Source organism: Ectothiorhodospira magna, from assembly GCF_900110965.1.
GTDB lineage: Bacteria > Pseudomonadota > Gammaproteobacteria > Ectothiorhodospirales > Ectothiorhodospiraceae > Ectothiorhodospira > Ectothiorhodospira magna.
In genome coordinates, this window is the sequence record NZ_FOFO01000012.1 from 25,984 (window position 1) to 51,012 (window position 25,029).

21 protein-coding genes and 1 pseudogene are annotated in these 25,029 nt (G+C 61.1%); 7 read left to right on the forward strand and 15 right to left on the reverse strand.

Translation table 11 applies throughout. From position 1 onward, the window contains the following. Window positions 1–71: 71 nt before the first annotated feature. The 3 genes from BMX62_RS06190 to BMX62_RS06200 are packed head-to-tail and all read right to left on the reverse strand — an operon-like array spanning window position 72 to window position 2,875. Window positions 72–1,454, reverse strand: coding sequence for an NAD(P)(+) transhydrogenase (Re/Si-specific) subunit beta (locus BMX62_RS06190; RefSeq protein ID WP_090206012.1), 1,383 nt, complete (start codon window positions 1,452–1,454; stop codon window positions 72–74). Next, complete coding sequence (locus BMX62_RS06195) at window positions 1,455–1,712, reverse strand: NAD(P) transhydrogenase subunit alpha part 2 (protein WP_050814270.1); 258 nt, start codon at window positions 1,710–1,712, stop codon at window positions 1,455–1,457. Window positions 1,713–1,741: 29 nt separating this feature from the next. Further along, entirely contained in the window at window positions 1,742–2,875 is a 1,134-nt protein-coding gene (locus BMX62_RS06200; protein WP_090206016.1) for a Re/Si-specific NAD(P)(+) transhydrogenase subunit alpha, read from the reverse strand. Between the two features lie 377 nt (window positions 2,876–3,252). On the opposite strand from BMX62_RS06200, the gene BMX62_RS06205 reads away from it, so the two are divergent. The 3 genes from BMX62_RS06205 to BMX62_RS06215 all read left to right on the forward strand — a co-directional run bounded on the left by BMX62_RS06205 (window position 3,253) and on the right by BMX62_RS06215 (window position 5,996). After that, on the forward strand, window positions 3,253–3,786 hold the full coding sequence (locus tag BMX62_RS06205) for an HNH endonuclease (RefSeq protein WP_238375879.1): 534 nt from the start codon (window positions 3,253–3,255) through the stop codon (window positions 3,784–3,786). Window positions 3,787–4,089: 303 nt separating this feature from the next. Continuing rightward, window positions 4,090–5,199 carry a ferrochelatase gene (gene hemH / locus BMX62_RS06210; RefSeq protein WP_090206022.1) on the forward strand — a complete coding sequence of 370 codons (1,110 nt, stop codon included), beginning with the start codon at window positions 4,090–4,092 and terminating at the stop codon, window positions 5,197–5,199. A gap of 32 nt (window positions 5,200–5,231) precedes the next feature. After that, complete coding sequence (locus BMX62_RS06215; RefSeq protein ID WP_090206026.1) at window positions 5,232–5,996, forward strand: competence/damage-inducible protein A; 765 nt, start codon at window positions 5,232–5,234, stop codon at window positions 5,994–5,996. A gap of 89 nt (window positions 5,997–6,085) precedes the next feature. Here the strand turns inward: BMX62_RS06215 and BMX62_RS06220 are convergent, their stop codons facing one another. From BMX62_RS06220 to gspK, 8 genes are all read right to left on the reverse strand, one after another. After that, window positions 6,086–6,673: a cytochrome b gene (locus BMX62_RS06220; RefSeq protein ID WP_162273510.1), complete on the reverse strand. Its 588-nt coding sequence runs from the start codon at window positions 6,671–6,673 to the stop codon at window positions 6,086–6,088. A gap of 277 nt (window positions 6,674–6,950) precedes the next feature. Further along, window positions 6,951–7,298, reverse strand: a complete 348-nt coding sequence (locus BMX62_RS06225; protein ID WP_090206033.1) for a P-II family nitrogen regulator — start codon at window positions 7,296–7,298, stop codon at window positions 6,951–6,953. Beyond that, window positions 7,295–8,812 (reverse strand): DUF1538 domain-containing protein, encoded by a 1,518-nt coding sequence (locus BMX62_RS06230; RefSeq protein ID WP_090206036.1) that lies wholly within the window; start codon window positions 8,810–8,812, stop codon window positions 7,295–7,297. The genes BMX62_RS06225 and BMX62_RS06230 overlap by 4 nt, the downstream gene beginning before the upstream one ends. Before the next feature lie 247 nt (window positions 8,813–9,059). Continuing rightward, window positions 9,060–11,762, reverse strand: coding sequence for a hypothetical protein (locus BMX62_RS06235; protein WP_090206040.1), 2,703 nt, complete (start codon window positions 11,760–11,762; stop codon window positions 9,060–9,062). Window positions 11,763–12,191: 429 nt separating this feature from the next. Then, entirely contained in the window at window positions 12,192–12,947 is a 756-nt protein-coding gene (locus BMX62_RS06240) for a type II secretion system protein N (protein WP_090206043.1), read from the reverse strand. Beyond that, a complete protein-coding gene (gene gspM / locus BMX62_RS06245) occupies window positions 12,944–13,435 on the reverse strand; it encodes a type II secretion system protein GspM (RefSeq protein ID WP_090206046.1) in 492 nt (163 codons plus the stop codon). Before gspM ends, BMX62_RS06240 begins: the two co-directional genes overlap by 4 nt. Window positions 13,436–13,450: 15 nt before the next feature. Next, complete coding sequence (gene gspL, locus BMX62_RS06250) at window positions 13,451–14,737, reverse strand: type II secretion system protein GspL (protein WP_090206049.1); 1,287 nt, start codon at window positions 14,735–14,737, stop codon at window positions 13,451–13,453. Window positions 14,738–14,739: 2 nt separating this feature from the next. Next, window positions 14,740–15,669, reverse strand: a complete 930-nt coding sequence (gene gspK / locus BMX62_RS06255; RefSeq protein WP_090206054.1) for a type II secretion system minor pseudopilin GspK — start codon at window positions 15,667–15,669, stop codon at window positions 14,740–14,742. Window positions 15,670–15,907: 238 nt separating this feature from the next. On the opposite strand from gspK, the gene BMX62_RS06260 reads away from it, so the two are divergent. The 3 genes from BMX62_RS06260 to BMX62_RS06270 all read left to right on the forward strand — a co-directional run bounded on the left by BMX62_RS06260 (window position 15,908) and on the right by BMX62_RS06270 (window position 20,722). Beyond that, window positions 15,908–17,803, forward strand: a complete 1,896-nt coding sequence (locus tag BMX62_RS06260; RefSeq protein ID WP_090206057.1) for an SLC13 family permease — start codon at window positions 15,908–15,910, stop codon at window positions 17,801–17,803. Between the two features lie 250 nt (window positions 17,804–18,053). Beyond that, window positions 18,054–20,195 carry a TonB-dependent receptor plug domain-containing protein gene (locus BMX62_RS06265; protein ID WP_090206062.1) on the forward strand — a complete coding sequence of 714 codons (2,142 nt, stop codon included), beginning with the start codon at window positions 18,054–18,056 and terminating at the stop codon, window positions 20,193–20,195. An 11-nt stretch (window positions 20,196–20,206) separates the two neighbouring features. After that, window positions 20,207–20,722 (forward strand): hypothetical protein, encoded by a 516-nt coding sequence (locus BMX62_RS06270; protein WP_090206066.1) that lies wholly within the window; start codon window positions 20,207–20,209, stop codon window positions 20,720–20,722. Between the two features lie 263 nt (window positions 20,723–20,985). On the opposite strand, the pseudogene BMX62_RS06275 reads toward BMX62_RS06270, so the two are convergent. Next, window positions 20,986–21,846: pseudogene (locus BMX62_RS06275) on the reverse strand (IS5 family transposase); the annotation flags it as partial. A 103-nt stretch (window positions 21,847–21,949) separates the two neighbouring features. On the opposite strand from BMX62_RS06275, the gene BMX62_RS06280 reads away from it, so the two are divergent. Beyond that, a complete protein-coding gene (locus BMX62_RS06280) occupies window positions 21,950–22,351 on the forward strand; it encodes a carotenoid oxygenase family protein (RefSeq protein ID WP_202906217.1) in 402 nt (133 codons plus the stop codon). A gap of 19 nt (window positions 22,352–22,370) precedes the next feature. Here BMX62_RS06280 and BMX62_RS06285 read toward each other — a convergent pair whose 3' ends face one another. The 3 genes from BMX62_RS06285 to glmS all read right to left on the reverse strand — a co-directional run bounded on the left by BMX62_RS06285 (window position 22,371) and on the right by glmS (window position 25,004). Further along, window positions 22,371–22,733, reverse strand: a complete 363-nt coding sequence (locus tag BMX62_RS06285; protein WP_090206074.1) for a type II toxin-antitoxin system PemK/MazF family toxin — start codon at window positions 22,731–22,733, stop codon at window positions 22,371–22,373. Then, window positions 22,733–22,993, reverse strand: a complete 261-nt coding sequence (locus tag BMX62_RS06290; protein WP_238375882.1) for an AbrB/MazE/SpoVT family DNA-binding domain-containing protein — start codon at window positions 22,991–22,993, stop codon at window positions 22,733–22,735. Before BMX62_RS06290 ends, BMX62_RS06285 begins: the two co-directional genes overlap by 1 nt. Window positions 22,994–23,171: 178 nt before the next feature. Continuing rightward, window positions 23,172–25,004, reverse strand: coding sequence for a glutamine--fructose-6-phosphate transaminase (isomerizing) (glmS, locus tag BMX62_RS06295; protein ID WP_090206077.1), 1,833 nt, complete (start codon window positions 25,002–25,004; stop codon window positions 23,172–23,174). Window positions 25,005–25,029: the final 25 nt, after the last annotated feature.

The window sequence follows — 25,029 nt, forward strand, 5'->3', positions numbered from 1 at the left end:
GGTGAGGGAGTAAAACGAAAAAAGCCCGGCGATGACGCCGGGCCTTGTCACTTTCCTTTGCGGGATCGGGATTAACCGATTTCCTTGATGCTGGAGATCAGCTCGCTGGCGGCCTTCTGGCCGTCGCCGTACAGCATGCGGGTGTTGTCGGCGAAGAACAGATGGTTCTCCACGCCGGAGAAGCCGGCACCCTTGCCACGCTTGATCACGATGACGTTCTTGGCCTGGTCCGCGTTCAGAATCGGCATGCCGTAGATCGGGCTTTCCGGGTTGGAACGGGCCACCGGGTTCACCACGTCGTTGGCACCGATGACGATGGCCACGTCGGCGGTCTTGAACTCGCTGTTGATCTCATCCAGGTCGTAGATGATGTCGTAGGGCACGCCGGCTTCCGCCAGCAGCACGTTCATGTGACCGGGCATGCGGCCCGCCACCGGGTGAATGGCGAACTTCACCGTCACGCCCCGCTCCTGCAGCAGCTGGGTCAGTTCCCAGATCTTGTGCTGGGCCTGGGCCACGGCCATGCCGTAACCGGGGACGATGATCACCTTGTCGGCAAACGCCATCATCACGCCGGCGTCGGAGGCCTCGATCTCCTTCATGGTGCCGGTCACTTCGGACTGATCACCACCGCTGGTTTCGCCAAAGTGGCTGAACAGCACGTTGGAGATGGGACGGTTCATGGCCTTGGCCATCAGCTGGGTCAGCAGGGTACCGGCGGCACCCACCACGATACCGGCAATCATCAGCGCGGCATTGTCCAGCACCAGACCCTTCAGGCCCACGGCCAGACCGGTGAGGGCGTTGTACAGGGAGATCACCACCGGCATGTCCGCGCCGCCGATGGGCAGGGTCATGAGGATGCCGAAGGCCAGGGCCAGGAGCAGGAACACGGTCAGCAGGGCACCGTTCACCTGGGCGCCGCTGAAGCTGATGATGATGCCCAGCAGCACGGTGGCACCGAGTACGCCCAGGTTGATCTTCTGCTGCATGTCAAAGCGCAGGGACTTGGTGATCAGGCCCTGCAGCTTGGCGAAGGCGATCAGGGAGCCGGAGAAGGCCACGGCGCCGATGATCACACCCAGCACGGCGATGAACTGGATGGTCCAGCTCAGCTCGTAGGAACCCATCAGGGCCACGATGCCGATACCGGCGGCCGCGCCGCCGCCCATGCCGTTGTACAGGGCGATCATCTGCGGCATGTCGGTCATGGCGACGCGCTTGCCGGTGTACCAGGCCAGACCGCCACCGATACCGATGCCCAGGATGATCAGCAGGTAGTTGATGAAACCCCGGACTTCAGGGTGCAGGAAGGTGACCACCGTGGCGATGACCATGCCCCAGCCGGCCCAGACGATCCCGCGACGGGCGGTGACCGGCGAGGCCATCTGCTTGAGGCCGACGATGAACAGCACCGCCGCCGCAAAGTAGGCTACGTTGATGATGAAACCCATTTACTTGGCCCCCTTGCTGGACTTGAACATCTCGAGCATGCGCTCGGTCACCACGTAACCACCCACGGCGTTACCGGCGGCCAGGATCACGGCGATGAAGCCCACCCACATCTGGGCCGTGGTTTCGGCGTGGCCCAGGGCCACCATGGTACCCACCAGCACGATGCCGTGGATGAAGTTGGAGCCGGACATCAGCGGCGTGTGCAGGATCACCGGCACCTTGGAAATGACCTCGTAGCCGGTGAAGGCGGCGAGCATGAAGATGTAGAGTGCAACAAAACCCTCGATCACTTTTGATCTCCTTCCACAAGGCTGCGGGTTGCGTCGTGCTTGATCTCACCGTCGTGGGTCAGACAGCTCTTGGCGATGATCTCGTCGTTCCAGTCCAGGTTCAGCTTGCCGTCGGCGAGCACGGGGGACAGGAAGTTGAGCAGGTTCTTGGCGTACATTTCGCTGGCGTGCAGCGGCACCTGGCTGGGCACGTTCAGGGGGCCGTGAATGGTCACGCCGCCCTTGGTGACGGTCTTGCCGGGCTTGGTCAGTTCGCAGTTGCCGCCGCCCTCGGCGGCCAGGTCGATGATGACCGCGCCGGACTTCATGCCGTCCACCATCTTCTGGGGGATCAGCATGGGCGAGGGGCGGCCGGGGATGGCGGCGGTGGTGATCAGCACGTCGCACTGGCTGATGAACCTGGCCAGGGCTTCCTGCTGTTTTGCCTTTTCCTCGTCGGTCAGTTCGCGGGCATAGCCGCCTTCGCCTTCCGCCTTCACACCCAGATCCAGGAACTTGGCGCCGAGGGATTCCACCTGCTCCTTGGTGGCGGAGCGCACGTCATAGGCTTCGACGATGGCGCCCAGGCGGCGGGCGGTGGCGATGGCCTGCAGGCCGGCCACGCCGGCACCGATCACCAGTACCTTGGAGGGACGGATGGTGCCGGCCGCGGTGGTGAGCATGGGAAAGAAGCGGCAGGACAGGTCCGCGCCCATGATGGCGGCCTTGTACCCGGCCACGGCGGCCTGGGAAGACAGGGCATCCATGCTCTGGGCACGGGAGATGCGGGGAATCAACTCCATGGCGAAGCTGGTGATCTTCTTCTTCTGCAGGGCCTTGACCACATCCGTGTTCTTGTGAGCATGGAAGAACCCGATGAGGGTGGCCCCATCCTTCATCATGTTCACTTCTTCCTGGGTGGGCGGGGCCACCTTGACCACGATGTCGGCTTCCGCCATCAGGGTCTTGGCATCGTCCACCACGCGGGTGTCGGCATAGGTCTCGTCCGGGAACTGGGCATCGCGCCCGGCACCCTTCTGGATCATCACTTCAAGACCCAGTTTGGCAAAGCGCGCGGCGACCGTGGGGTCCAGTGCGACGCGCCGCTCGCCCTGGGCGGTTTCTTTGGGTACGGCTATCTTGATCGGCATGGATTGACTCCGTCTGCCCGTGCAGGGGTAATGGCCGGATGACGACCGATCCTGACGATGAGGACTGCAACGGTTTTTGGGTGGATGCGAACCAGTTCGGGCGCCGCCGTCAGGCGGGGATGCCCAAAAACAGAGCATGGTAGCGGAATTTTTCCAGCCTTTGAACATCCAATGTCGATCATGTTGAAATCCGGATACGAAAAATCGTGTCGGACCCTGCCGAACATGGGGACTCAGGTCAACGAATCAACGGCTTGATAATTGCTTTCTGGGTCCGTTTGCGGCAGAGTCGGGCGGTGCCGGTATAACCTCCCGAGGGTGCAGAGGTGTACGAGTTCAGTCAGCAGGTACTGCGAACTGACGCATCGGGCATGCCGATGGAATGGATCGATTATCAGCATGCGGTGCGGCTCTACCACGCTGAGCAGGTGGCCTACACCTGTGGTGGCCTGCTATATCGGGTTCGGGGTGGCATCAATGCCCGGACTGGCCGGCGCAGTCTGGTGGAGGTGAACTCCATCATTGCCACTTACGGTACCCACAAGGCCGTCAGTCGGGCCTATTCACCGCCACTCAACAATGCGGCCTTGTTCAAGCGTGACGCTCATCTATGTCTTTATTGCGGCAATCACTTCCACCACCGCGACCTGTCGCGGGATCATGTCACCCCCATCAGTCAGGGGGGCCAGGATCTGTGGTGCAACGTGGTGACCGCCTGCAAGCGCTGCAACAATCACAAGGCCGGTCGCACACCCGAGCAGGCTGGTATGCAATTGCTGGCGGTACCCTTCATGCCCACCCATGCAGAATACATCTATCTGCAGGGACGGCAGGTGCTGGCAGACCAGATGGCATTTCTGCAGGCTCATTTTCCACGCACCAGTCCCCTGCGACTGCGTCCACGTCAGTAGTGCGCCATTTGGCGGATCATCGCGGCGCTGGACCCCAGAGCGGGAACGGGTGTCCCTTGGCCCGCCTTGAGGGGGCGGTCCGTCTATCCGCGGGGCTGTGCCCTGGTGCCGATGCCACCCTGTGGCCGGACCGGCAGCTTCGTCTTCCATCATCCTGGGGGAAGGATTCAGATGGCGCTTGAAGCAGGCAGGGGTACACTTGGCCTTCACGGTCCCACATTGCGGGGAGAGGGTGATACCCTCCCTTCCGGGGATGGGCACACCGCCAGGGGATTGTCTTCAAACCATGAAGCAGAACAAGCCATGACCTATATTGGCGAACCAGATTACCGGCATGGGAGTCTCCACGGCCTGGGAGTGCTCATCACCAACCTGGGCACACCCGATGCCCCTACGCCATCGGCCCTGCGTCGTTATCTCAAGGAATTTTTATGGGATGAACGGGTGGTGGAGGCACCACGCCCCCTGTGGTGGCTACTGCTCAATGGCCTGATCCTCAACACCCGCCCTCGGCAAAGTGCCGCCAAATACGCCCGCATCTGGGGCAAGGACGGCTCCCCCCTGCTCACCATCACCCAGGCCCAGGGCAAGGCAGTGGCCCAGCGGGTGGCCGCACGGCTCCACGGACCGGTCAAGGTGGTCGTGGCCATGCGGTATGGCAACCCATCCATCCGCGCCGGCCTGGAGGAATTGCGTCGTGCAGGGGCCAGACGCATCCTGGTGCTGCCCCTGTATCCCCAATATGCTGCTTCCACCACGGGGTCCACCTTTGATGCCGTCACCCGCGCCCTGAGTGCATGGCGGTGGGTGCCTGAAACCCGTTTCATCATGGGCTACCATGATGACGGGGCTTATCTTGATGCGGTGGCAGCCAGTATCCGTGAACATTGGGCGACCCACGGCCAGGGTGAGCGGTTGCTGTTCTCCTTCCACGGCATTCCCCGGGATTACCTGGACCAGGGCGATCCCTACCATTGTTACTGCCAGACCACGGCCCGCCTGGTGGCAGAGCGTCTGGAACTGCCGGAAGATCGCTGGCTGGTTTCCTTCCAGTCCCGTTTCGGCAAGGCCCAGTGGCTGACTCCCTACACCCTGGAAACCATCGTGGGCCTGCCCGGTCAAGGGGTCAAATCCCTGGATGTGGTCTGCCCTGGTTTTTCCGCCGATTGTCTGGAGACCCTGGAAGAAATCGCCGACGAAAGCCGCGAGGCCTTCATCGAGGCTGGTGGCGAGCGGTTCAGTTATATCCCCTCCCTGAATGCCCGCCAGGATCATGCCGATGCCTTGGCCGACCTGATCTGTCGTCATGCCCAGGGCTGGCCCGAAGCCGATGAGCACTATGATCGGGAAGCCCAACGGGAAGCCGGTGAACTGGCGCGGGTCAGGGCGCTGGCCATGGGCGCAAAGCACTAAAAAGCACTAAAGCGGGATCAAGGGGATAATAAATGCAGATCGGTGGCTTGATTATCGGTGATGAACTGCTGTCCGGCAAACGCCGGGACCGGCATATGGAATTTCTCATCACCGTACTGGCCCGGCGAGGGATGGAACTCTCCTTTGTCCGTTTCGTGGGGGATGACCCGGATCTGCTCACCCAGAGTTTGCAGCAGACCCTGGACACCCAGGCGCTGGTGTTCAGTTTTGGCGGTATTGGCGCCACCCCCGATGACCGCACCCGGCAATGTTTTGCCCAGGCCGCCGGTGTGTCACTGGATCTACACCCGGAAGCGGTGGCCATCCTGGAAGAACGGTTTGGTGAACAGACTTATCCCCATCGTATCCGCATGGCGGAACTGCCGCTGGGCTGTACCCTGATTCCCAACCCGGTGAATCAGATTCCCGGGTTTAGCATGCGCCACCATCACTGCGTCCCTGGTTTTCCTACCATGGCCTGGCCCATGGTGGAATGGGTTCTGGACACCCATTACACCCATCTGTTCTCGACAGTGCCGGTCATCGAGCGTCTGATCCTGGTCAGTGATACCCCCGAAAGCGATCTGGTGCCCTTGATGGAGTCGGTGCTGGAACGGTTTCCGGCCATCCGGATGGCCAGTTTGCCTGCCTCGGCCCACGGGTGCCGGGAGGTGGAACTGGGCATCAAGGGACCGGCCGATCAAGTGGCCGAAGCCACCCGATGGGTGATTGAAGCCCTCAATCAGGCCGCCCGGCCCTGGGTGGAAAAACCTCAGTTGTCCCGTGCCGATGGCTAGCATCCATTGGCCAAGGCGGGGTCTGCACCATAAAAAAGCCGGGCATCTGCCCGGCTTTTTTATGGCAATGATGAAGGTGGCGCGGTGGATCAATTCATGAGGCTGATACGGGTGGTCACCCAATCCCGCCGGACACGGGCATGATACATTGCCGCCGACACATGAAGAACCACCAGCCCCATGATGCACAGGGCCACTACGGTATGGGCCAGGAACAGGGTGCGGGCCAGTTCCGGGTCTGGTGCGATAAAGCCGGGTAGCTCATAGGTGCCAAAATTAACCGGATGCCCGGCAGCAGCCGTGGCCAGCCAGCCGATCACGGGCATGGCAATCACCAGCACATACAGCAAGAAATGCACCAGACCGGCAACAACGTGCTGGGTACGGGTCAGGTCGATGGCATATCCAGGCGTACCCTGACTCACCCGCACCAACAGGCGCAGCAGCATCAGCCCCAGAATCACGATGCCCAGGGTTTTATGCCCCATGTAGGCGTAGCCGGCCATGTCGGCACCCACCAGCTCCACAAGACGTTCATAACCCAGCAGACCCAGGGTCATCCCCCCCATCAGGGCCATGATGAGCAGGACAGCAATCATCCAGTGCAAAAGACGCAGGGAATAGGAATAACGGGGCAGGCCGGAGGCCACACCAACAGTCGGATAGGCAGTGCTCATGTTTGCTCCCTTGTGGGTTGTCATCAGCTTGAGTGCGGGCCGACAAAGATCTGTGCCCCCTTGAACCCGTCTGTGTTCGGTGCAGACGCGATCATGCCGACCCGGAGAAATACCACGAATGAACGATCCATCCCCAAACCGCTGCGGTGGTTACCAGCAGGTTTGGCACGGACCCGCGTTCATGCCCATGCCGACTACAATGTCACGACAGCCATTTGGGTGCAACTGTTGGTGGGGCGAATCATCCGGCGGTGAATCTTTCCCCCGGAGCCACAATTTAAAGATCGTCCTTGATCTGCGCCTCGAAGCGCTCAAGCTGTCGCGTGTCAATGCCGGCAATATGATCCAGCGGCACGGTAAAGACCACCCCCTTGGAATGCCTGGCCAGTTCCAGCTCTATCGTCAGCGCCTTCATGACCCGCAACGACAGCTTTTTTTCCAGCACGCAGATCAGCACACTTTGGGAACCCTCGTAGGTGAGTCCAAAAAAGGTCTTTTTTTCCTTGGCACCCACCCCGCGGGCGTCCAGCATCGTGACTCCACCGGCTCCGGCCTGCTTGGCGACATCAATGGCTTTTTCCTCAAGCTCATCGGCAACGATCGCAACCAGTACTGCAAATTTCATGGGGCAGACCCTCTCCACCGCTTGGCAAATTCGACCGTGATGGCGTAAAGCATCACGGATATTATGGGAAAGATAGAGGCGAACGCGATCAGACCAAAACCATCGATCATCACGTTGCGCCCCTCGATATGTGTGGCCAAACCGATACCCAGGGCTGTCACCAGTGGCACAGTCACTTCGGAGGTGGTCACACCGCCCAGATCATAAGCCAGGGCTACAATGTATTTTGGTGACAGGAACGTCAGCAGAATCACCACCGCATAGCCTGCCATGATGTAGTAGTGGATGGAGTCACCGGCAATGATACGATGCACGCCAATGGTGATCCCGACCGCCACCCCCACAGCCACCAGGATGCGGATCACGCTGCCACTGAGTTGACCCTTGGCAGCCTCTTCGGCCTTCTGGCCAATGGCAATCAGGGCAGGTTCGGCCATGGTTGTGGCAAAGCCAATGGCAAAGGCAAACAGATATACAAACAGCCAGCGGTCCAGTCCGATCAGCTGTTCAGCCATGGTCTGGCCGATGGGAAACAACCCCATTTTCAGGCCCACCACAAAGGCGTACAGACCGACAATTACCAGCAGGAATCCGCCCATGACCTTGTGCAGATGGGCAATATGCTTGCGGATCACCAGATACTGAAAAATCAGGACAACCGCGATGATCGGCAATACGTCGCGGAACATGATCATCAGGTCGTACAACATGCCCAGTATCACACTACCGCCGACCTCCTGGACCACCTCAGTGACCACCGGGTCCGCCATTGTCTCCACAAGACCCTGGGTGACTTCCCGAGCCTCGCCAAAGCTATACACGATGATGCCGTAAATCTGCACCGAGATCATCGGCACCATGACCGCCAGCCCAACCAGTCCGAAACCATGAATCAGGGGATTACGGCCTCGCACCGAAACCGCCAGGCCAATCCCCAGGGCCGCGATCAGGGGGACTGTCACGATATTGGTGGTCACACCACCGGAGTCATAGGCCAACCCAACGATTTCCTCCGGGGCAAAAAAGGTCACCACCACCACAACGATATAACCGATGATCATGTACCAGTGTAGACTGTGCCCAAGCAGAATCCGCACCACCCCCAAGGCCACCACCAGCCCGACGGATACCGCCACCAGCAGCCTGAGCACCACGGCACTGATCCTGCCCTCGCTAATGATCTCCGCCTGACTTGCAACCGCAATCAATGCAGGTTCTGCCACCACAGCGGCAAATCCCAGACAGAAGCCAAATATCATCAATAAGGGCAGGGAGCCTTTACGGGCGAACTCATTGGAGAGGTTCTTGCCGATGGGAAAAATGCCCAGTTCAAGCCCCTGCAGGAACAACGCCACTCCCAGCACCACCACCAGCAGGCCGATGGCCATGGGCAGCCATTGTTCCGGAACCTGACGGATGATCAGAAACTGGAATATGCCAACCACCAGGATGATCGGCAGCAAATTGCGAAACGCATGGTTCAGTAAGTGCAGAAATTCCCTGAGTTGATTCACGAGCGTGGCTTTTTCTGTTTATAAGGACGGGATGGCTCAGGCTTTGCTGTGGCTGTTTTCCGGGCGATCATCCAGAAGGGTTTTAGCGGTTGGGGTGTTCACCGGAAAGTGCTCAAGGTGCAATCTTTGTTGTCTTGAGCCTGGAAATGAAGATACCACAACCGTCGAACTGGCGGTTGATGCCATTCCCGTCCATCTTGATGCTGGCGGCTCAAAACCGCCAGACAGGCCCACTGCGCCCCGGATCCTAGCCCCTGACATCCAGAAGGTTGGGCCGATCCGGGTGATTGAGTGCCTCTTTGAATGCATCCCAAACGGACGGATGATTCCCGCGAGGCAAGGCACCTTCAAGAGGTTGCCTGAAAGGATTTTTCGATCCGCCGATCGAAGGATTTTCCGGCAGATTGATCGGTTGAAACGGGGCAAATTCCGGTTGGCCCGATGGCGGATTCCCAGCCATAAACAACCCGTCCTGGGCGGCGGGTGTCAATGGAGCCAACTCCGGTTGGCCCGATGGCGGATTTCCGGCCATAAACAGCCCTTCCTGGGCAGCGGGTGTCATTGGTGTGGGCAGCGGGCCTCCCATGCCGCCCCCCGGAGAGGGAACCGGATCAATCTGCCCGGCAGGATTTGTGGCCCCCGTGGGCAGGTGACCATCGGCAGGCATGGTATGTGGTGATCCAGGACCAGGATTGATGCGCCGTGGCCCACCGGAAAGCTGCTCTGAAATGGACTGTAATTGCCCACTGGCATCCGTGGCGATTGTCTCCAGGCTGCGGATGAAGTCCGGGTGAAAGGTGTAGTCTCGAATCGCCATTTCCAGATCACGGATGACATCCTGCAGCACCTGCTCCACCAACCCCTGCACCTGCTCGCCGTGGCCATGGGTTTCGATCAGTTCCTGTACACCTTGCCGAACCGCGGCCATCACCTGACCTACGGTTTGGTGCACCTCTCGCCGGTCGTCCTGATACACATCATAGAGATCCGCATTGTTGGACAACATGTCCCGAATCTGACCACGGAACAGATCCTCAAGCTGGCTCCCCACAGATCCGCCAATGGCCAAACCGTCCATCACCTCGCCATCCACGGTCACGGTGCCTGCCCGGCTAAATGCTTCCTCTACCAGTCGATTCGCCTCGGCCTCCACATCCATACGCCTGGGACCCGATGGCATCGTCCCCACCAGTTGCTGCAACGGCTCCGAATCCGGTTCAGGTACAGTCTCCCCGACCTGGGCCGGCTCCGAAGCCCTCTGACGGGCGGCTCCCACCATAATCTGATCCACCCGGGCCGTAAATCTGGATACCGCCTCTCCAATGGCAGCGATGGCATGTTCCATGGCTTCTGGATCACCAGATAGCAACGCTTCGGTCACCTGGGTTCCCATGGAATGGATCACATTATGGATACTGGCAGCCACTGAACTCATGGTATCCACATCCAGTTCATCCATGACGGATTCCAGCTTGTCTTGAATCATGGTGAACCCAGAATCCACGGCTTCCTGCAGCGGGGCCACATGGCCAAACCCCTCCCCGGCGTAGCGGTCCAGGGTATCTGTAAGAATAGCCTGCGCCCTATCCAGATAGACCCCGGCAGACTCCTGCAGACTGGAGAGTTCATGGGGCGTTCCCCAGTCTTGAAAATCCCGATGGGAAATACTTTGCAGATTATGCACACCGCCTCTGGCGCTATAGGCGATCCTGGTGCGGGTATCCTCCACAGCAGACTGGATACGATCCACCTGGTGCTGCCAGCTGGAAAGATTCATGAAACCTGCATTCAAATGCCGGCTCATCTGAGTCAGACTGTGGCTGAACCGGCTGACCACCGAACCATCGGACTCTGCGCCTCCTACCCCCAACTGCCCTTGGGCTGTGTCCCTGAACGCATCCAGATACCCAAAGATATGTTCTTCCACCATCTGACGTTCTTCTGCTGACACATGGTTGTTGGCTTCCAGTTCATCCAGGGCAGACCCCACCCGCTCCTTGAACCGGGCCACCGCCTGGTCCATGTCTTCTTTGCTGCCATCACTGTCATTGAACCGATCAATGACCCAACGGAGTCCCCCGCCCAACTGCCTAAAGATCGCTGACTCAGAGCGCACCGGTTCCGGTGCAAACTGGCGCTCTATCCTTGACTCCATTCGATCCAACTGAGCCAAAAAATGAGACTCATAGAATTCGTAGGTCCTTTGCGTCATCGTTGGCCTTAGATCCCCCAGCAAACCGATCACAGCCTCCTGGGTCTCAGCGAAGATGGTTTGGGCTTCTTCTTGCGTCAATGGCCCATTCTGGAGGCGTCCATCGGCCTCATCGAGGAGGTCTCGAAGCTGGTCCACCACAAAACTGGGCCGGGGAGTGATGATATCTCTGCAATCTTCGTATTCCCGGATGGGGCCAGATGACCTGTCGGGACAGGTCCGGTCAGGCCGGTAATTACCATCCACTGCCTGGTAGATGGTATGGGAGGAAGACAGGATTTCGTAGGCCTTCCAGATTGAACCAGACGCGTTGGCAAGCCGGGGAACCTTGGCCGCTGCACGGGCCACTTGCCCCGTCCGGGCCAGTTCACCTCCGGGGATGACGGATATCCCGCTTAATCCAGCGTTCACATAATCCCCATCCATGGCATATAGACTCATGTTGGCAAGGTTGAACGGAATACCCACAATGGGGACAAGTCCCACCACACTGAACGACAGATGGACTGCATCCTTGCTGCCTTGAGGTAGATCGTGCCAACCATCTGCTTGCCGAACATCCCGAACAAAGGTGGTTACATTGGAATTGATGCCATCGTAAAGGGCCTCCCCACCCTGGTGAATCGCTTTTCCTGCCCCGGCCAGTGTATTGCCAGCCGCACTCCCTGCCTGTTTAAGGCCACCACTGATCTGGTTGCCGGCCTGCTGAATGCCACTTGCGATTTTATTCCATACCATGACTGGTCCTCCCGGATCTGGTGAGGTTCAGCCAAAAGCCGTTCTTGCGCTGGGCCAGCCAGCAGATGGCCAGAAACCGTGGGATTAGCAGTAGAGATGGGGAGTTACCGTGGCAGGAGCAAACCAACACCCCGGGCCGGCGATGCCCAAAGCGGGCTTTCCGGCACGGCCCATGCCTACCACACCTCAGGAGAAGTTCTGGCAGCGACAGGCCGTGTTTTGACAGGATAGAGTTACAAGTCATGGCAGTAACTCCCGGGTATGTCTTTTACTTCGAGTATAGTTCATTCCCGGATGAAATTTGCGGTTTCCCTCAATCTCCAATCCTCTGTCACAGCCGGATCATCGCCCTGGCAAAGACACAGGCTCACGCCTGGAAAACACCTCTTGCAGGAGAAACGATGAAGTGATGAACCGGGGGCCGACGACTCAAAAGCGTCCAGACAGATTCAGGGGAATCCGGCCTTCCCGATCCGGTCGCCCCAGAAATCCCAGGGCCTGGGATAATTCCTGCCGGGCACCTTCCCGAGTCCCCAGCCGCAGATGCACCTGATAGGCTCCGTCCGGGGTCAGTGCTGCCGTTCCCTCTGCAAACAGCGGGCCGCCCTGATCCTGAACAACAGCCTGCAGATGACCCGCTTCGGTGGCGCGCAAGGTCACACGCAGATCCCCCAGGGGGAGAGGTTCGGGCAGCCCCATAGCTGCATTGAGCCAGCCCACCACGCCAGTCGCCTGACCAAAACGCCCCTGCCAGTCCAGTTCCAGATGGGCAATATCTGCCAGCACCCGGCCCTGGACGATCAGCGGAACATTCAGACCGGCCTCAGCCAGGGCAGCCGCCGGCAGATCCGCCCGCAGGTTCTGCACACCCAGGCCCGAGGGCTGAATACCCAAACGGGCAGTGGCCTTGCCTCCCGCCAGTTGCAGCCGGACATCCAGCCGCAACTCACCCCGTAGCAGCGCCAGGGGACGGACTTGCCACTGCAGGTCCGACAGCATCAGCCCATTCACCCGGACCTGCCGGGCCTGGCCTTGCCAAAAGGTGCCAGAAATGCCTGCCAATTCAACATGTTCAGGCACTTTGCCCCGGTCATCAAGCCATTGCCATGCCAAAGACGCCGGCAGGGTCAGCAGCAGACATATCAGGTAAGCCATGACGCCCAGACCAGACAGTGCCGCCTTCACGCCTCCGGCCCCTCCAGCACCAGCCGTACATTGACCCGACCCGCCTCAGATTGGCGGTCCACCACCAGACCGGTCACCTGAATGCCGTATTCCTGCACCAGCCCGTCCAGCCAGCGCAACAGGTCGTCAAAAGCGACATGCTCCATCCAGACCCGAACCGTGCCGGCCCCCTCTGGCTGGACCCGGCGCAAACCGGAGGCCAGATTGGCCTGTCGGGCCGTGGCATCCACCAGCCCCAGCAGGGACTGCGCCCCTTGAACCCTCGGCAGATCACTGGACTGACCCCGGGCAGCCTGCACCTGTGCCGAAGCCGCCATCATCCAGTCCAGATCATTCTGGAGCCGTTCCACAGTGCGGGCCGCATTGTCCAGTCGATCATTGAGCGGCAGCCAGATCAGGCCGTAGGGCAGGATCAGCAGCAACAGCAGCCCCCCAATAATGAGCGTTCGCCGGTCCCGGGATGAGCACGCTTGCCACCATGAAATCATCGACACCTCGACGGTTTAAAAGGAAGAATGCTGATGACTGCGAATCAAGATACGGCTGTCGACCCGGTCCTCCCGGGTACTGGCGGATTGAATATCCACACTCCAGCCTGGATTGGATTCCAGCCGTTGCCGCAGTCGGTCCAGGCTTTGCAGATCAGCCAAATGCAGGTCCAGATCCAGTCGACCGGGCTGATAACGCAGGCTCTGGATCACCAGTCCAGACTCGGCAGCCAGCACCGGGCCAGTCGCCGTGAGCAGGGCGACCAGGCCCGATGCTGCCGGGTCATTCCCCTGATTCTGCTGCAGGCTGTTGAGGGCAGTCTGCATTTGACGCCGGGGGTCCACCACCCGACTGCCGGGGAAAGTCTGCTGGAAAATCCCGGTGATGTGTTGCGCCAATCGTTCCTGCTCCGCCTGCAGGCTGCGTAGCTCCCATCCCAGGGCGATGAACTGGACCAAGGCCAGCGCCAGCATCAGGGCCGCCACCAACCGCCAGGGGCGCCACTGTTGCCCCAAACCATCACGAGGATTAAACGGACCACAGGCCAGATTGAACGGGGGAGATGGGGGCCAGGTCTTGACGATGATTGCAGCCAGGGTTTCAGCACTGACTGTCTGCCTGATCTGGATGCCGAAGGTCTGTCCTGAGGATGCTATGGCTTCATCTACGGGCCAGGGCGGACCATGGCGGTGAATTTCCAGGAATTGGGGGCGTTGTTCCGGTGGCGTTTCATGCCACTGCAGCTGCAACAAAAAGGCTGCATTATCCCGTTCCATGGCCAGACCATCACCATCAGCGGGATTGAGCCAGGCCATGGGGCCTTCCAGCCAGACCGTCCAGCCCTGTTGTGTCTCGGGTAAAACCGCCGTCTCGGGTACTATCTCACGGGGTTCAAGCCCCTGTTGACGCAGCGCATCCTGCCAGATTGCCATGTCTGCCATCGCCACCACTGCTACCCGCAGACGACCTTGTCGATCCCAGGCACCGGGAACACAGTGCAACCCCTCCACATCATCTGCCAGTTGATCCTCCAGGGCATAGGGTAACGCCTTCAACATGGCCCGACGGTTGCGGGTGGGCATTGCCACCCGGGTCAGCATGACCTTGACCCCAGGCACCAGCAGGATCAGGCGTCCTTCCGGCAGGGATTTTGCCAGTGTATCCAGGGGCGCCGGGGCCGAGTGCTCCACAGTGCCATCCATCCTCACCCACAAAGCCGCCCAGGGTGCTTGGGCATCATCGGGATCAGTGGGCCGTAAAAAAACCGGGCTGGGGTTCACCGCAGACCTCCATTGCATCATGTTCACGGATCGCAGGCGGTCTGTTCCCGCAACAGCACCTGCTGCTCCAGGCTATCGAGTACGCTACACAGCAAGAAGCGCCGCCCCGCCAACTCCGTGCGCACCATCAAACGAAAGTATCGGGACGTCACCGCTTCTGCCTCCCCCTCCCCGCCAAAGGCCCGTTGCAGGATATCCGGGGCCATTTCCAGATTCATGGGCGCCATTGTATCCGGCAAAGCGGTTACATAGGGCGCCAATGCCTGCCAGACAGGAGGTGTCACCCCGGCCACCAGGCGTAATTCGGTGGCACTGACCATCGGCTGGTTTCCACTCAGGTAGGGGGGGTCCAACGACCGATACACCGGAGGGTCCGTGGATGGATCAAACCAGTCCAGTATCTGGGTCAGCAGGTATTCCGGGTCCAACCGCAACTCCGGGGATGCTTGAGCAATATTTTCCAGCAACCGGATAAACCCCTGTCTGGAAGCCTCATCCTTGCGGATTAACCCATTGAGATTGAAGCGGCAATGTAAATCCTCCACCCAAATCAACAACTCGGCCCCTTCCAGATCAACCGGGATCACGGGTGACAGGCAGGCTTCCCAAGGCAGTTCTCCTGCCTCATTCCGCTCACCCAGCAGTTGCAGGGCATAGGTTTCTGCGCCCAAGGACAGGTGGTAGGCCTGATCGTGGGTAAGGATATTCGTGGTCCGGCGGATATCCAGATGCTGCCGGGTGGCCATCGACACCGCAACAATGGTCGCCAGGGCCACCACCAGCAACGCGGTGATCAGGGCGACGCCGCGTTGAGTGGCATGCCCCTGATCACGCCATGACAGACAATGGGCCCACTGGCGTTGTGGTCGGTATGGCAGTGGGCTGAGGCGAGGGCTGTGGACACGTTGACAAGAAGTATCCGGGGGTGTACGAATCGGGTCTGTGGCACGCATCGGCGTATCTCCGTGGCCTTCTTTTGGCTCTGTGGCTCTAAAGAGACACGATCTTGCCGGCGCATGTCCACCCCCATCTTCCCCTATCTTGCTGTTTCACAAGGAAATAAAGGGTGAAAAACGTGGGGATATCCCGTCGTTTTCCGGTGCGCCAGCTCAACAATCCTTTCCACCAAGGCTTTGATTTCAAGATCAAGAGCAGGTTGCCCCATCCCTGACACAACGGACCTGACCCCTAATGACACAGGATCAATGGCTCATTCTGACCATCCTGACCGCAACGGTCGCCATGTTCTTGTGGGGTCGCTGGCGCCACGACATGGTGGCGGCCGGTGCCCTGCTGGCCTGCGTGGTGGTGGGCCTGGTACCCGCCCGCGAGGCCTTCGCCGGGTTCGGCCACCCGGCGGTGATCACGGTGGCCTGTGTGCTGGTGCTCAGTCGCGGTCTGCAGACGTCGGGGGCCGTGGACGTGCTGGCGCGCACCGTGTTGCCGGCCCAGTCCGGACGCATGCTCAGTCTCATGGCGCTGATGGGCCTGGGGGCCTTCCTGTCGGGGTTCATGAATAATGTGGGGGCCATGGCCTTGCTCATGCCGGTGGCGATCCATCTGTCCCAGCGACTCGAACTCACCCCCGGTCAGGTGCTCATGCCGCTGGCCTTTGGCACCATTCTCGGCGGCATGACCACACTGATCGGCACCCCGCCCAATCTCATCGTCTCCGGTTTTCGCGCCGAAACCGGACTGGGCAGTTTTACCATGTTCGACTTTGCTCCCATCGGGCTGGCCGTCGCGCTGGCGGGTGTGCTGTTCGTTGCCCTGATCGGCTGGCGGCTGGTGCCGGCGCGCAAGCAGTCAGGCATCGAGGGCTTTGAATCCGGCGCCTACATCACCGAGGTGCGCGTCCTGGAAGACAGCAAGGCCGCGGGCATGCGGCTACGGGAGATCGAGCATGCGCTGGCCGATGTGGACGCCCAGATCATCGGTCTGGTCCAGGGGGAGGTGCGCATCATCGCCGCCAATTCAGGGCGCAAGGTGCATGCTGGCGATATCCTGATGATCGAAGCCGAGACAGATGCATTGACCGATATGCTGTCCATCCTGGGCCTGAAGCTGGAGGAGGAGGTCAAGCCCGAGAAGAACGAAAGCCCCGAAGCGGATGCAAAGGCCGATGCCGCCGCGGCCAAGGATAAAAAAGGCAAGGATGCGGACACGGCCGGGAAACGGGACGACGGCGACGGCGATGACACCGAGGCCGCCGAAGCCCCGCTGAAATCCGGTGACATCGTGCTGATGGAACTGGCGGTACTGCCCAACTCGCCCCTGTCCGGACGCTCGGCCAGCGACATCCTCCTGCGCACGCGCTACGGAGTGAACCTGCTGGCCTTGTCCCGGGAGGGCAAGCGTTCGATGAAGCGGCTGCGTTCGATGGCGATCCAGTCGGGCGACCTGCTGCTGATGCAGGGTCCGCCCGAGTCCATCTCGGAATTTGCCTCCGACAATGCCTGCGTGCCCCTGGCCCAGCGGGAGCTGCGCATCCCCAACAAGCGCAAGATCTGGGAGGCCAGCCTGATCATGCTGTTCGCGGTGGGCGGTGCCGCCTTCGGACTGCTGCCGGCGGCAGTGTCCTTCGCCATCGGGGTGCTGGCTTCCATGGCCCTGCGCACCGTGCCGCCGCGAGCGGTGTACGATGCCATCGACTGGCCGGTGATCGTGTTGCTGGGTGCCCTGATCCCGGTGGCGGGGGCGATGGAGGCCACCGGCACGGCGGACCTGATTGCCCGCCTTCTGATCGAGAACGTGGCGCAGGGTCATGCCGTTGTCGGGCTGGCGCTGATCCTGGTGGTCACCATGTTCCTGTCCGACCTGATGAACAATGCCGCCACCGCCGCCGTGATGTGTCCCATTGCCATCGGCACCGCCGCCGCGCTGGGCGTGAGCCCCGACGCCTTCCTGATGGCGGTGGCCATCGGTGCCTCCTGCGCCTTCCTCACCCCGATCGGCCATCAGAACAACACCCTGATCCTCGGTCCGGGCGGTTTTCGCTTCAGCGACTACTGGAAGCTGGGCCTGCCCCTGGAGATCATCGTGGTGGCGGTCTCCATACCCCTGCTGCTGGTGGTGTGGCCGCTGTGAGGAGGGAAAGAGGGAAAGGTGTCTGCGACTCAAGCTTGATCTCTTCACGCTGACCGGGTGCTGGATTTTGCAAACGATCAATGACAGCACCGAAAAACACAGTAAAATTAATATAAAAAATAACGATTATCAATATTTATACTGATAGCGTGATACGATCCGCCAAGCCAGCCATCCGATCATTCGGCAAAGCCAGCCAGGCCATCCACTACCCGAACCCGACCCCGGTTCCAGGCCTGGAGAATCCTGCATGCAAGACAGCACGCCCCGCCACGGCAAGCGTACCGCCGACACCCAGGCGGATCACTTCCGTCAAGCCTCCCGTCGGCTGCCCCTGATCGGTGCCTCCGTCACCCTCTCGCTGCTGGCCGGCGGCGGAGCGCAGGCCCAGGATACCGGCGAGATCGTGACCCTGGAGGCCGTCACGGTCACCGCCGGCACACGCACTGAACGCAGCCTGGAACGGAGTCCCGGCACCGTGGAGGTGATCACCCGGGAAGACATCCAGCGCAGCGGTTCGGTCCTGCTGGCCGACATCCTGCGCAATCATTCCGCCCTGTTCGTCAGCGCCGAAGGCCTGAGCCTTTCCATCCGCGGCGCGGCGCGGGAGGACACGGTGTTCCTGATCAACGGCCGCCGTGTACTGGGGGAACCCAGCCGTCGCTACGAGCTCAACCGCCTCACCGCCGGCCAGATCGAGCGCATCGAGATCGTCAAGGGGCCGGGCAGCGTGTTGTACGGTTCCGATGCCATGGGGGGCGTGATCAACATCATCACCCATCAGCCGGGCGAGGGCTTCGGTGGCAGCGTGGACGTGCAGGCGGGTGTCCGGGACGGGGGTGGCGCGGAACGCTACACCGCCGCCGCGAATCTGTACGGGGGCGATGCGCTGACCCAATTCAGCCTTTTTGCCAACGCCACGACCCGCAATGCCTACGAGGTGGGAACCACCGCCGATGTACGGGTCACCGGCAACCGGGTGCCCCCCTCCACCCACGGCAATGCCAATTCCCCGTTGCGCAACATCCAGGACCAATACCGGTTCGATGAACAGCGTCTGGACGAGGCGGACGTCTACAACCTGGGCATCATCCTCAACCGTCGCCTGACGGACACCCTGGAGGCGGAACTGGAACTGGGCTGGATGGAAGAAAACCGCACCCGGGACTACGTGAACACGGGACGAACCAATACCCACTACACCAACAACGCCAACGGTCAGATCTTCCCCGCCTTCAACGTGCCCACCCGCTGGACCGACGACAACCAGCGCACCGATCTGGCCGCCGCCCTGAACTGGCAGCCGGATGGGCATTTCAACGTCAATTACCGGATTCACCACAGCCGCTACGAAAAATCCCGCTCGGTGACCGCCCTGCCCTGGGAAGACCTGGGGTTTGCGGCCCGGGGGGACTCCAATACGGCAGAACGCAATACCACCACCCAGGTCCTGACCAACGAACTGCTGGGGACCTGGCGCCCGGACGACCGGCACACCCTGCTGGCCGGCGCCGAATATCGGGACATGGATGGACGCTGGGACGGCGGCCTGTTCGTCCAGCACGAATGGCAGGCCACCCAGCGCCTGGATCTGGTCTATGGCCTTCGCTACGACGAGACCTCCGTGGGCGAGGACAACACCTCCGCCAAGGTGGGCGGCGTACTGGCCCTGACCGGTGATACCCGGCTGCGCTTCAACTATGCCCAGGGCTTCAAGGTGGCCGAATCCCGCAGTTATGACGTCATACAGGTCAACCCCAACGGCACCCTGATGCTGGGCGCCCATGTGGAGGACGCGGACGTGGGCAAGACCCGCCACGACCTGAAACCCGAACGCAGCGAAACCTTCGAGATCGGCCTGCTGGGTCGCCTGGGTCCGGGGCGTTATACCCTCACGGCGTTCCACACCGATTTCCGGGATCGGGTGGAGCGGGTGACGGAACAGCCCGCCGATGTCCCATACATCACCTTCCGCAACGTGGGCGAGGCGCGGATCAAGGGTATTGAAGCCGGCCTGAACATGCCCCTGGGCCAGCAGCTGGATCTGGCCCTGTCGGCCACCTGGCTGGATGCGGAAAACCGGGATACGGGCCTGACCCTGAGCGGCACCCCGGAAAACGTGGCCGTCGCCGGGCTGAACTGGACCCCGAATGATGCCCAGATGTGGCAGCTGCGGGTACGGCACGTGGGTGAGCGCTATCTGGATGCCGCCAACACTGACAAGGACGAGGCCTACACCGTGGCCGACCTGAACGCCAGCTTCCATCCCGCCAGCTGGCGCAGACTGGAGCTTTACGGCGGCATCGACAACCTGCTTGACCGGCGCAACGACACCAGCCTGTTCTCCGATCCGGGCCGCTATTACCGGATCGGCCTGCGGTATTTCCTCTGAGGACACACAACATGCCGGATACACGCCATCCCCGCATCCCGCGCCCTCGCCTGAAGGGCGCGGCGGCCACCGTCTTGCTGGCGCTGCTGCTCCAGGCCGGGACGGCCTGGTCGGACACCCGCCAGGAAATCATCCTGCCGCCGGCGGATCGGGATCATCTGCTGGAACACATGCGGGAGTTTCTGCAGGCTTCCAACGGCGTGCTGCGGGGCGTGCTGGACGAGGACATGGACAAGGTGGTGGAGATGGCCCGCCTGACCCTGCCCATGAGGATCAGGGACCCGGAGGCCCACGACGTGGAACTCACCCGGGACCATACGGGCCGAACCCGGCCCGAGAGGATGCAGGCGGTGATGCCGCCCCACTGGGGGAGCATGATGCGCCAGATGCGTCAGGAGTTCATGCAGATCGCGGAGGATGCCCGTCAGGGCGCGGACGGCACCCGCATCCTGCAGCGCCTGCACGGCGCCCAGGAAGTCTGTATCGCCTGCCACGAAGCCTTCCGGCTGACACCGTCGGAAGGCTGAACAGGCAAGGGACGCGGCATGGGATTGACGCCAGGGGTTTGTGGGATGAAAATAAAGTTTCATCATTGGCGCGACGACAAAAGGAAATTACCTCGCGCCCAAAATACACAAAAAAACCTTAAAAATCAATTATTTATATAAATAAATTCATGACCAACCAAGTCACCCAATCTTCGCCGGGATGATGACCAAAAGCGTTAAAGTATCATCATAATTTTTGTCTAAGGAAGTGCTGAACAAAAGGGCGTTTTCGGTATCCCAGCGTGCCGGAACAGGTTCTTCACCACGTGGAACGGATGCTCAACGATCGCCCGCACCTGCGCCTTGGAACGCTCTTCGGCACGGGCCGCGTCACGTGCGGGTCCCTCCGGCAGCTTGCGCACCTCGCTGCGTTTCTTGGCAATGACGAAACTGAGGTCTCGGTCCTGGATCTCCGCACGCTTCTCGAGACCAATGTACCCAGCATCCGCATGCACGCTGCTCTCCTCACCATGCAGGAGGTTCGCGGCCTGCGAGATGTCGCTGACGTTCGCGGCCGTGCCGACGACCGTGTGTACCAGTCCCGACACCGCATCGACACCGATGTGTGCCTTCATGCCAAAGTGCCACTCGTTCCCCTTCTTGGTCTGGTGCATCTCCGGATCCCGCGCCTTTGCTCGGTTCTTGGTCGACGGCGGTGCCGCGATGATCGTGGCGTCCACGATCGTCCCCTCGCGCAACAGCAGACCTTGGGCTGCCAGATGACCCTGGATCGCCTCGAAGATCACCCGGGTCAACTCATGCTTCTCCAGCAGACGACGGAAGTGGAGCAGCGTGGTCGCGTCCGGAGCTCCCTCGCGGCTCAGATCAATCCCGACAAAGGCCCGGATCGACTGGCTGTCGTACACCGCGTCCTCGGTCGCCTCGTCGGCCAATCCGAAACACTGCTGCACGACGTACATGCGCAGCATGCGTTCGATCCCGATCGGCGGCCGGCCCCGTTTCCCCTTCGGGTAGAACGGCTCAATCTGCTCGACCAGCAGCGACCAAGGCGTCGCCGCTTCGATCTGCTCCAGAAAGCGCTCTCGGCGCGTCCGCTTCTTCTTGGCGGCGAACTCCAACTCGGAAAAGCCCATCTGCTTCATGCACTTGCCTCCGGATTGCCTGGTCGCCATTATCTCATGGACACTCGGTCCAAGCACTCGCTGAGGCGCTGCGGGGCGAAATTAAATCAGCGTTTCCTTAGACGTGTCCTCCTCCTTTCCCAGGCTTTGCCTGGCGCAACTGGAGTTACCCCGCATCCATGCCACCCGATGCGGTGGACGGGACTATCGTTACGTCTACGGAACCGGCAACCATGTCCCCGGGGCGCTGATGGATGAACTGGTGAAGCTGGATGTCGGACGCGGCACGCACCTGACCTGGAGCGAAGCCGACGGCTACCCCGGCGAACCGGTGTTCGTGCCCAGACCCGGCGCCACCGAGGAGGACGATGGCGTGCTGCTGAGCGTGATCCTGGACGCCGCCGCCGGCACCAGTCACCTGCTGATCCTGGATGCCCGCACCCTGGAGGAACGGGCGCGGGCCACCCTGCCCATCCCCCTGCCCTTCGGCTTTCACGGAGCGTTCCTGCCCGATCACGCCGGGTAGGTGGCGTTTGCAAACGGGGTCAGGAAACGAATTTCTCAATCACGCTGTCCGCCCCGATCAGGGGGAGAATGCGGACCAGCACCTGATCCATTACGCCGTTCTCGGCCTTGGTGATGAAATCGGCTTTCCGGTCTTTCCAGGACAGGGTCTGGATCAGGCTTGACGCGACTACGGAAGGCTTGTCCAGATTACTCACGGGAACCTCGGTGGCAGTACCGCGAATGCTTGTGCTGATTGGGCAGCAGATCAGCAATCCAGTCTGCCCGTTGTACTGCCTGGATGACAATACCAGCGCTGGTCGGTATTTTCCGATCTCCTTGCCCTTGGTGGGCTCGAAGTCCAGCCAGACAATATCGTTTTGATCAGGAACGTACTGAACCATCAATCCCCCACCTCGGCCGAGGAGGGTCGGGCAAGCTCGTCCGCGTGAGCACCATGGGCATCAAGCCCTTTCAGCAGCTCGGCTTCCGAGAAGGGAAGGTTGACCTTGCGCGGCGCCTTCTCGGCAGCCTCGATCACAATTTTTCCGGCCTTCACATCAATGGTGATCGGGCTGGAAATGTCCAGTTTGGCTTGAGCCAAAATCTTGCTGGACAGGCGCACAGCCGCGCTGTTTCCCCAACGCTTGATTTGGCTTTGCATATCACCCCCCCGGCCAACCGCCATGGACGCACAATGGGCCTACCATAGTCGGCATGAAAACAGGTGTCAACATATGTATCTACCTGCCAGACAGATTTCAATTCCCGCAATCCTGACAACGGTTGTGGGATGAAAATAAAGTTTCATCCCACACAAATAGGACCGAAGACGCCGCCCCCTACTCCACCGTCACTGACTTGGCCAGGTTACGGGGCTGGTCCACGTCGGTGCCCTTGAGCACGGCGGTGTGATAGGCCAGCAGTTGCAGGGGGATGGTGTGGATGATGGGGGACAGCCAGTCGTCCACCGGCGGCACCGCCAGGCTCTGGATGGCGCCGTCGTGACCCAGGGCTTCCACGTCGTCGGTAAAGACCAGCAGATGACCACCCCTGGCCCGGACTTCTTCCAGGTTGGACTTGAGCTTTTCAAGCAGGGCGTTGTTGGGAGCGACCACCACCACGGGCATGTCCGCGTCCACCAGGGCCAGGGGGCCATGCTTGAGTTCGCCGGCGGGATAAGCCTCGGCGTGGATGTAGGAGATTTCCTTGAGCTTGAGGGCACCTTCCAGGGCAATGGGGTAATGGCAGCCCCGCCCCAGGAACAGGGCGTGCTGCTTTTCCACCAGGCTCATGGCCAGGCGTTCGATGGGCGCGTCCAGATGAAGCACCTTTTCCATCACCGCCGGCAGGGTGCGGAGCTGTTCCACGAAATGCCGGATGCGGGCGGCATCCAGGCCGTGATGACGGCCCAGGGCCAGGACCAGCAGGAACAGGGCCACCAGCTGGGTGGTGAAAGCCTTGGTGGAGGCCACGCCGATCTCCGGCCCGGCATGGGTCATGAGGACCATGTCGGACTCTCGCACCAGGGAGCTTTCCGGCACGTTGCAGATGGCCAGGGCGCCCAGGTAGTCATCTTCCCGGGCCTGCCGCAGGGCGGCCAGGGAGTCGGCGGTCTCGCCGGACTGGGAGATGGTCAGCAACAGGCAGTCGGGCAGTACGGCATGGCGGCGATAGCGGAATTCACTGGCCACTTCCACCCGGCAGGGCAGACCCAGTAGACCCTCGATCCAGTAGCCGGCCACCATGCCCGCGTGGTAGCTGGTGCCGCAGGCCAGGATCTGCAACGACTTCACCCGCTTGAGCAGGGCCTCGGAGTCAGGGCCCAGGATGCCTTCCAGCACCCCGTCACCGGACAGGCGGCCCTCCAGGGTTTCGGCCACGGCCCGGGGCTGTTCGTGGATCTCCTTGAGCATGAAGTGCCGATAGCGGCCCCGGTCGGCGGCCCCGGCAGTGAGGCTGCTTTCGGTGAGTGGCCGTTCCACCGGCTGCAGTTCGGCGTTGAAAAGTCGCACCTGATCCCGGCGCAGCTCCGCCAGATCACCGTTTTCCAGATAGATGAAACGCTGGGTCACCGGCAGCATGGCCTGGATGTCCGAGGCGATGAAGTGCTCGCCAATGCCCACGCCGATGATGAGCGGGCTGCCCTGGCGCACGGCGATGAGGCGGTCGGGCTGATCGCGGGCGATCACGCCCAGGGCGTAGGCGCCGGTGAAGTGGGTCACCGCCCGTTGCACCGATTCCAGCAGATCCAGCCCCTGGAGGCAGTAGTCCATGATCTGGTGGGCGATCACCTCGGTGTCGGTGTCCGAGGTGAAGGTGTAGCCCTTGGCCTTGAGTTCACCGCGGATCTCGGCGTAGTTCTCGATGATGCCGTTGTGGACCACGGCAATGTGGTCACGGCTCATGTGAGGGTGGGCGTTGTATTCGGTGGGGCTACCGTGGGTGGCCCAGCGGGTGTGGGCGATGCCCAGGGTGCCGCGCAGGCCGTCACCGGCCAGGCGCTGGGCGAGGGCTTCCACCTTGCCCACGGCCCGTTCCCGCTGCAGGCCGGCATCCGGGTTCAGGACCACCAGACCGGCGGAGTCGTAGCCGCGGTATTCCAGGCGGCGCAGACCTTCGATCAGGATGGGTTCCACATCACGCTGGGCGATGGCGCCGATGATTCCGCACATGGTGGGTCTATCCCTCTGCTGGTCT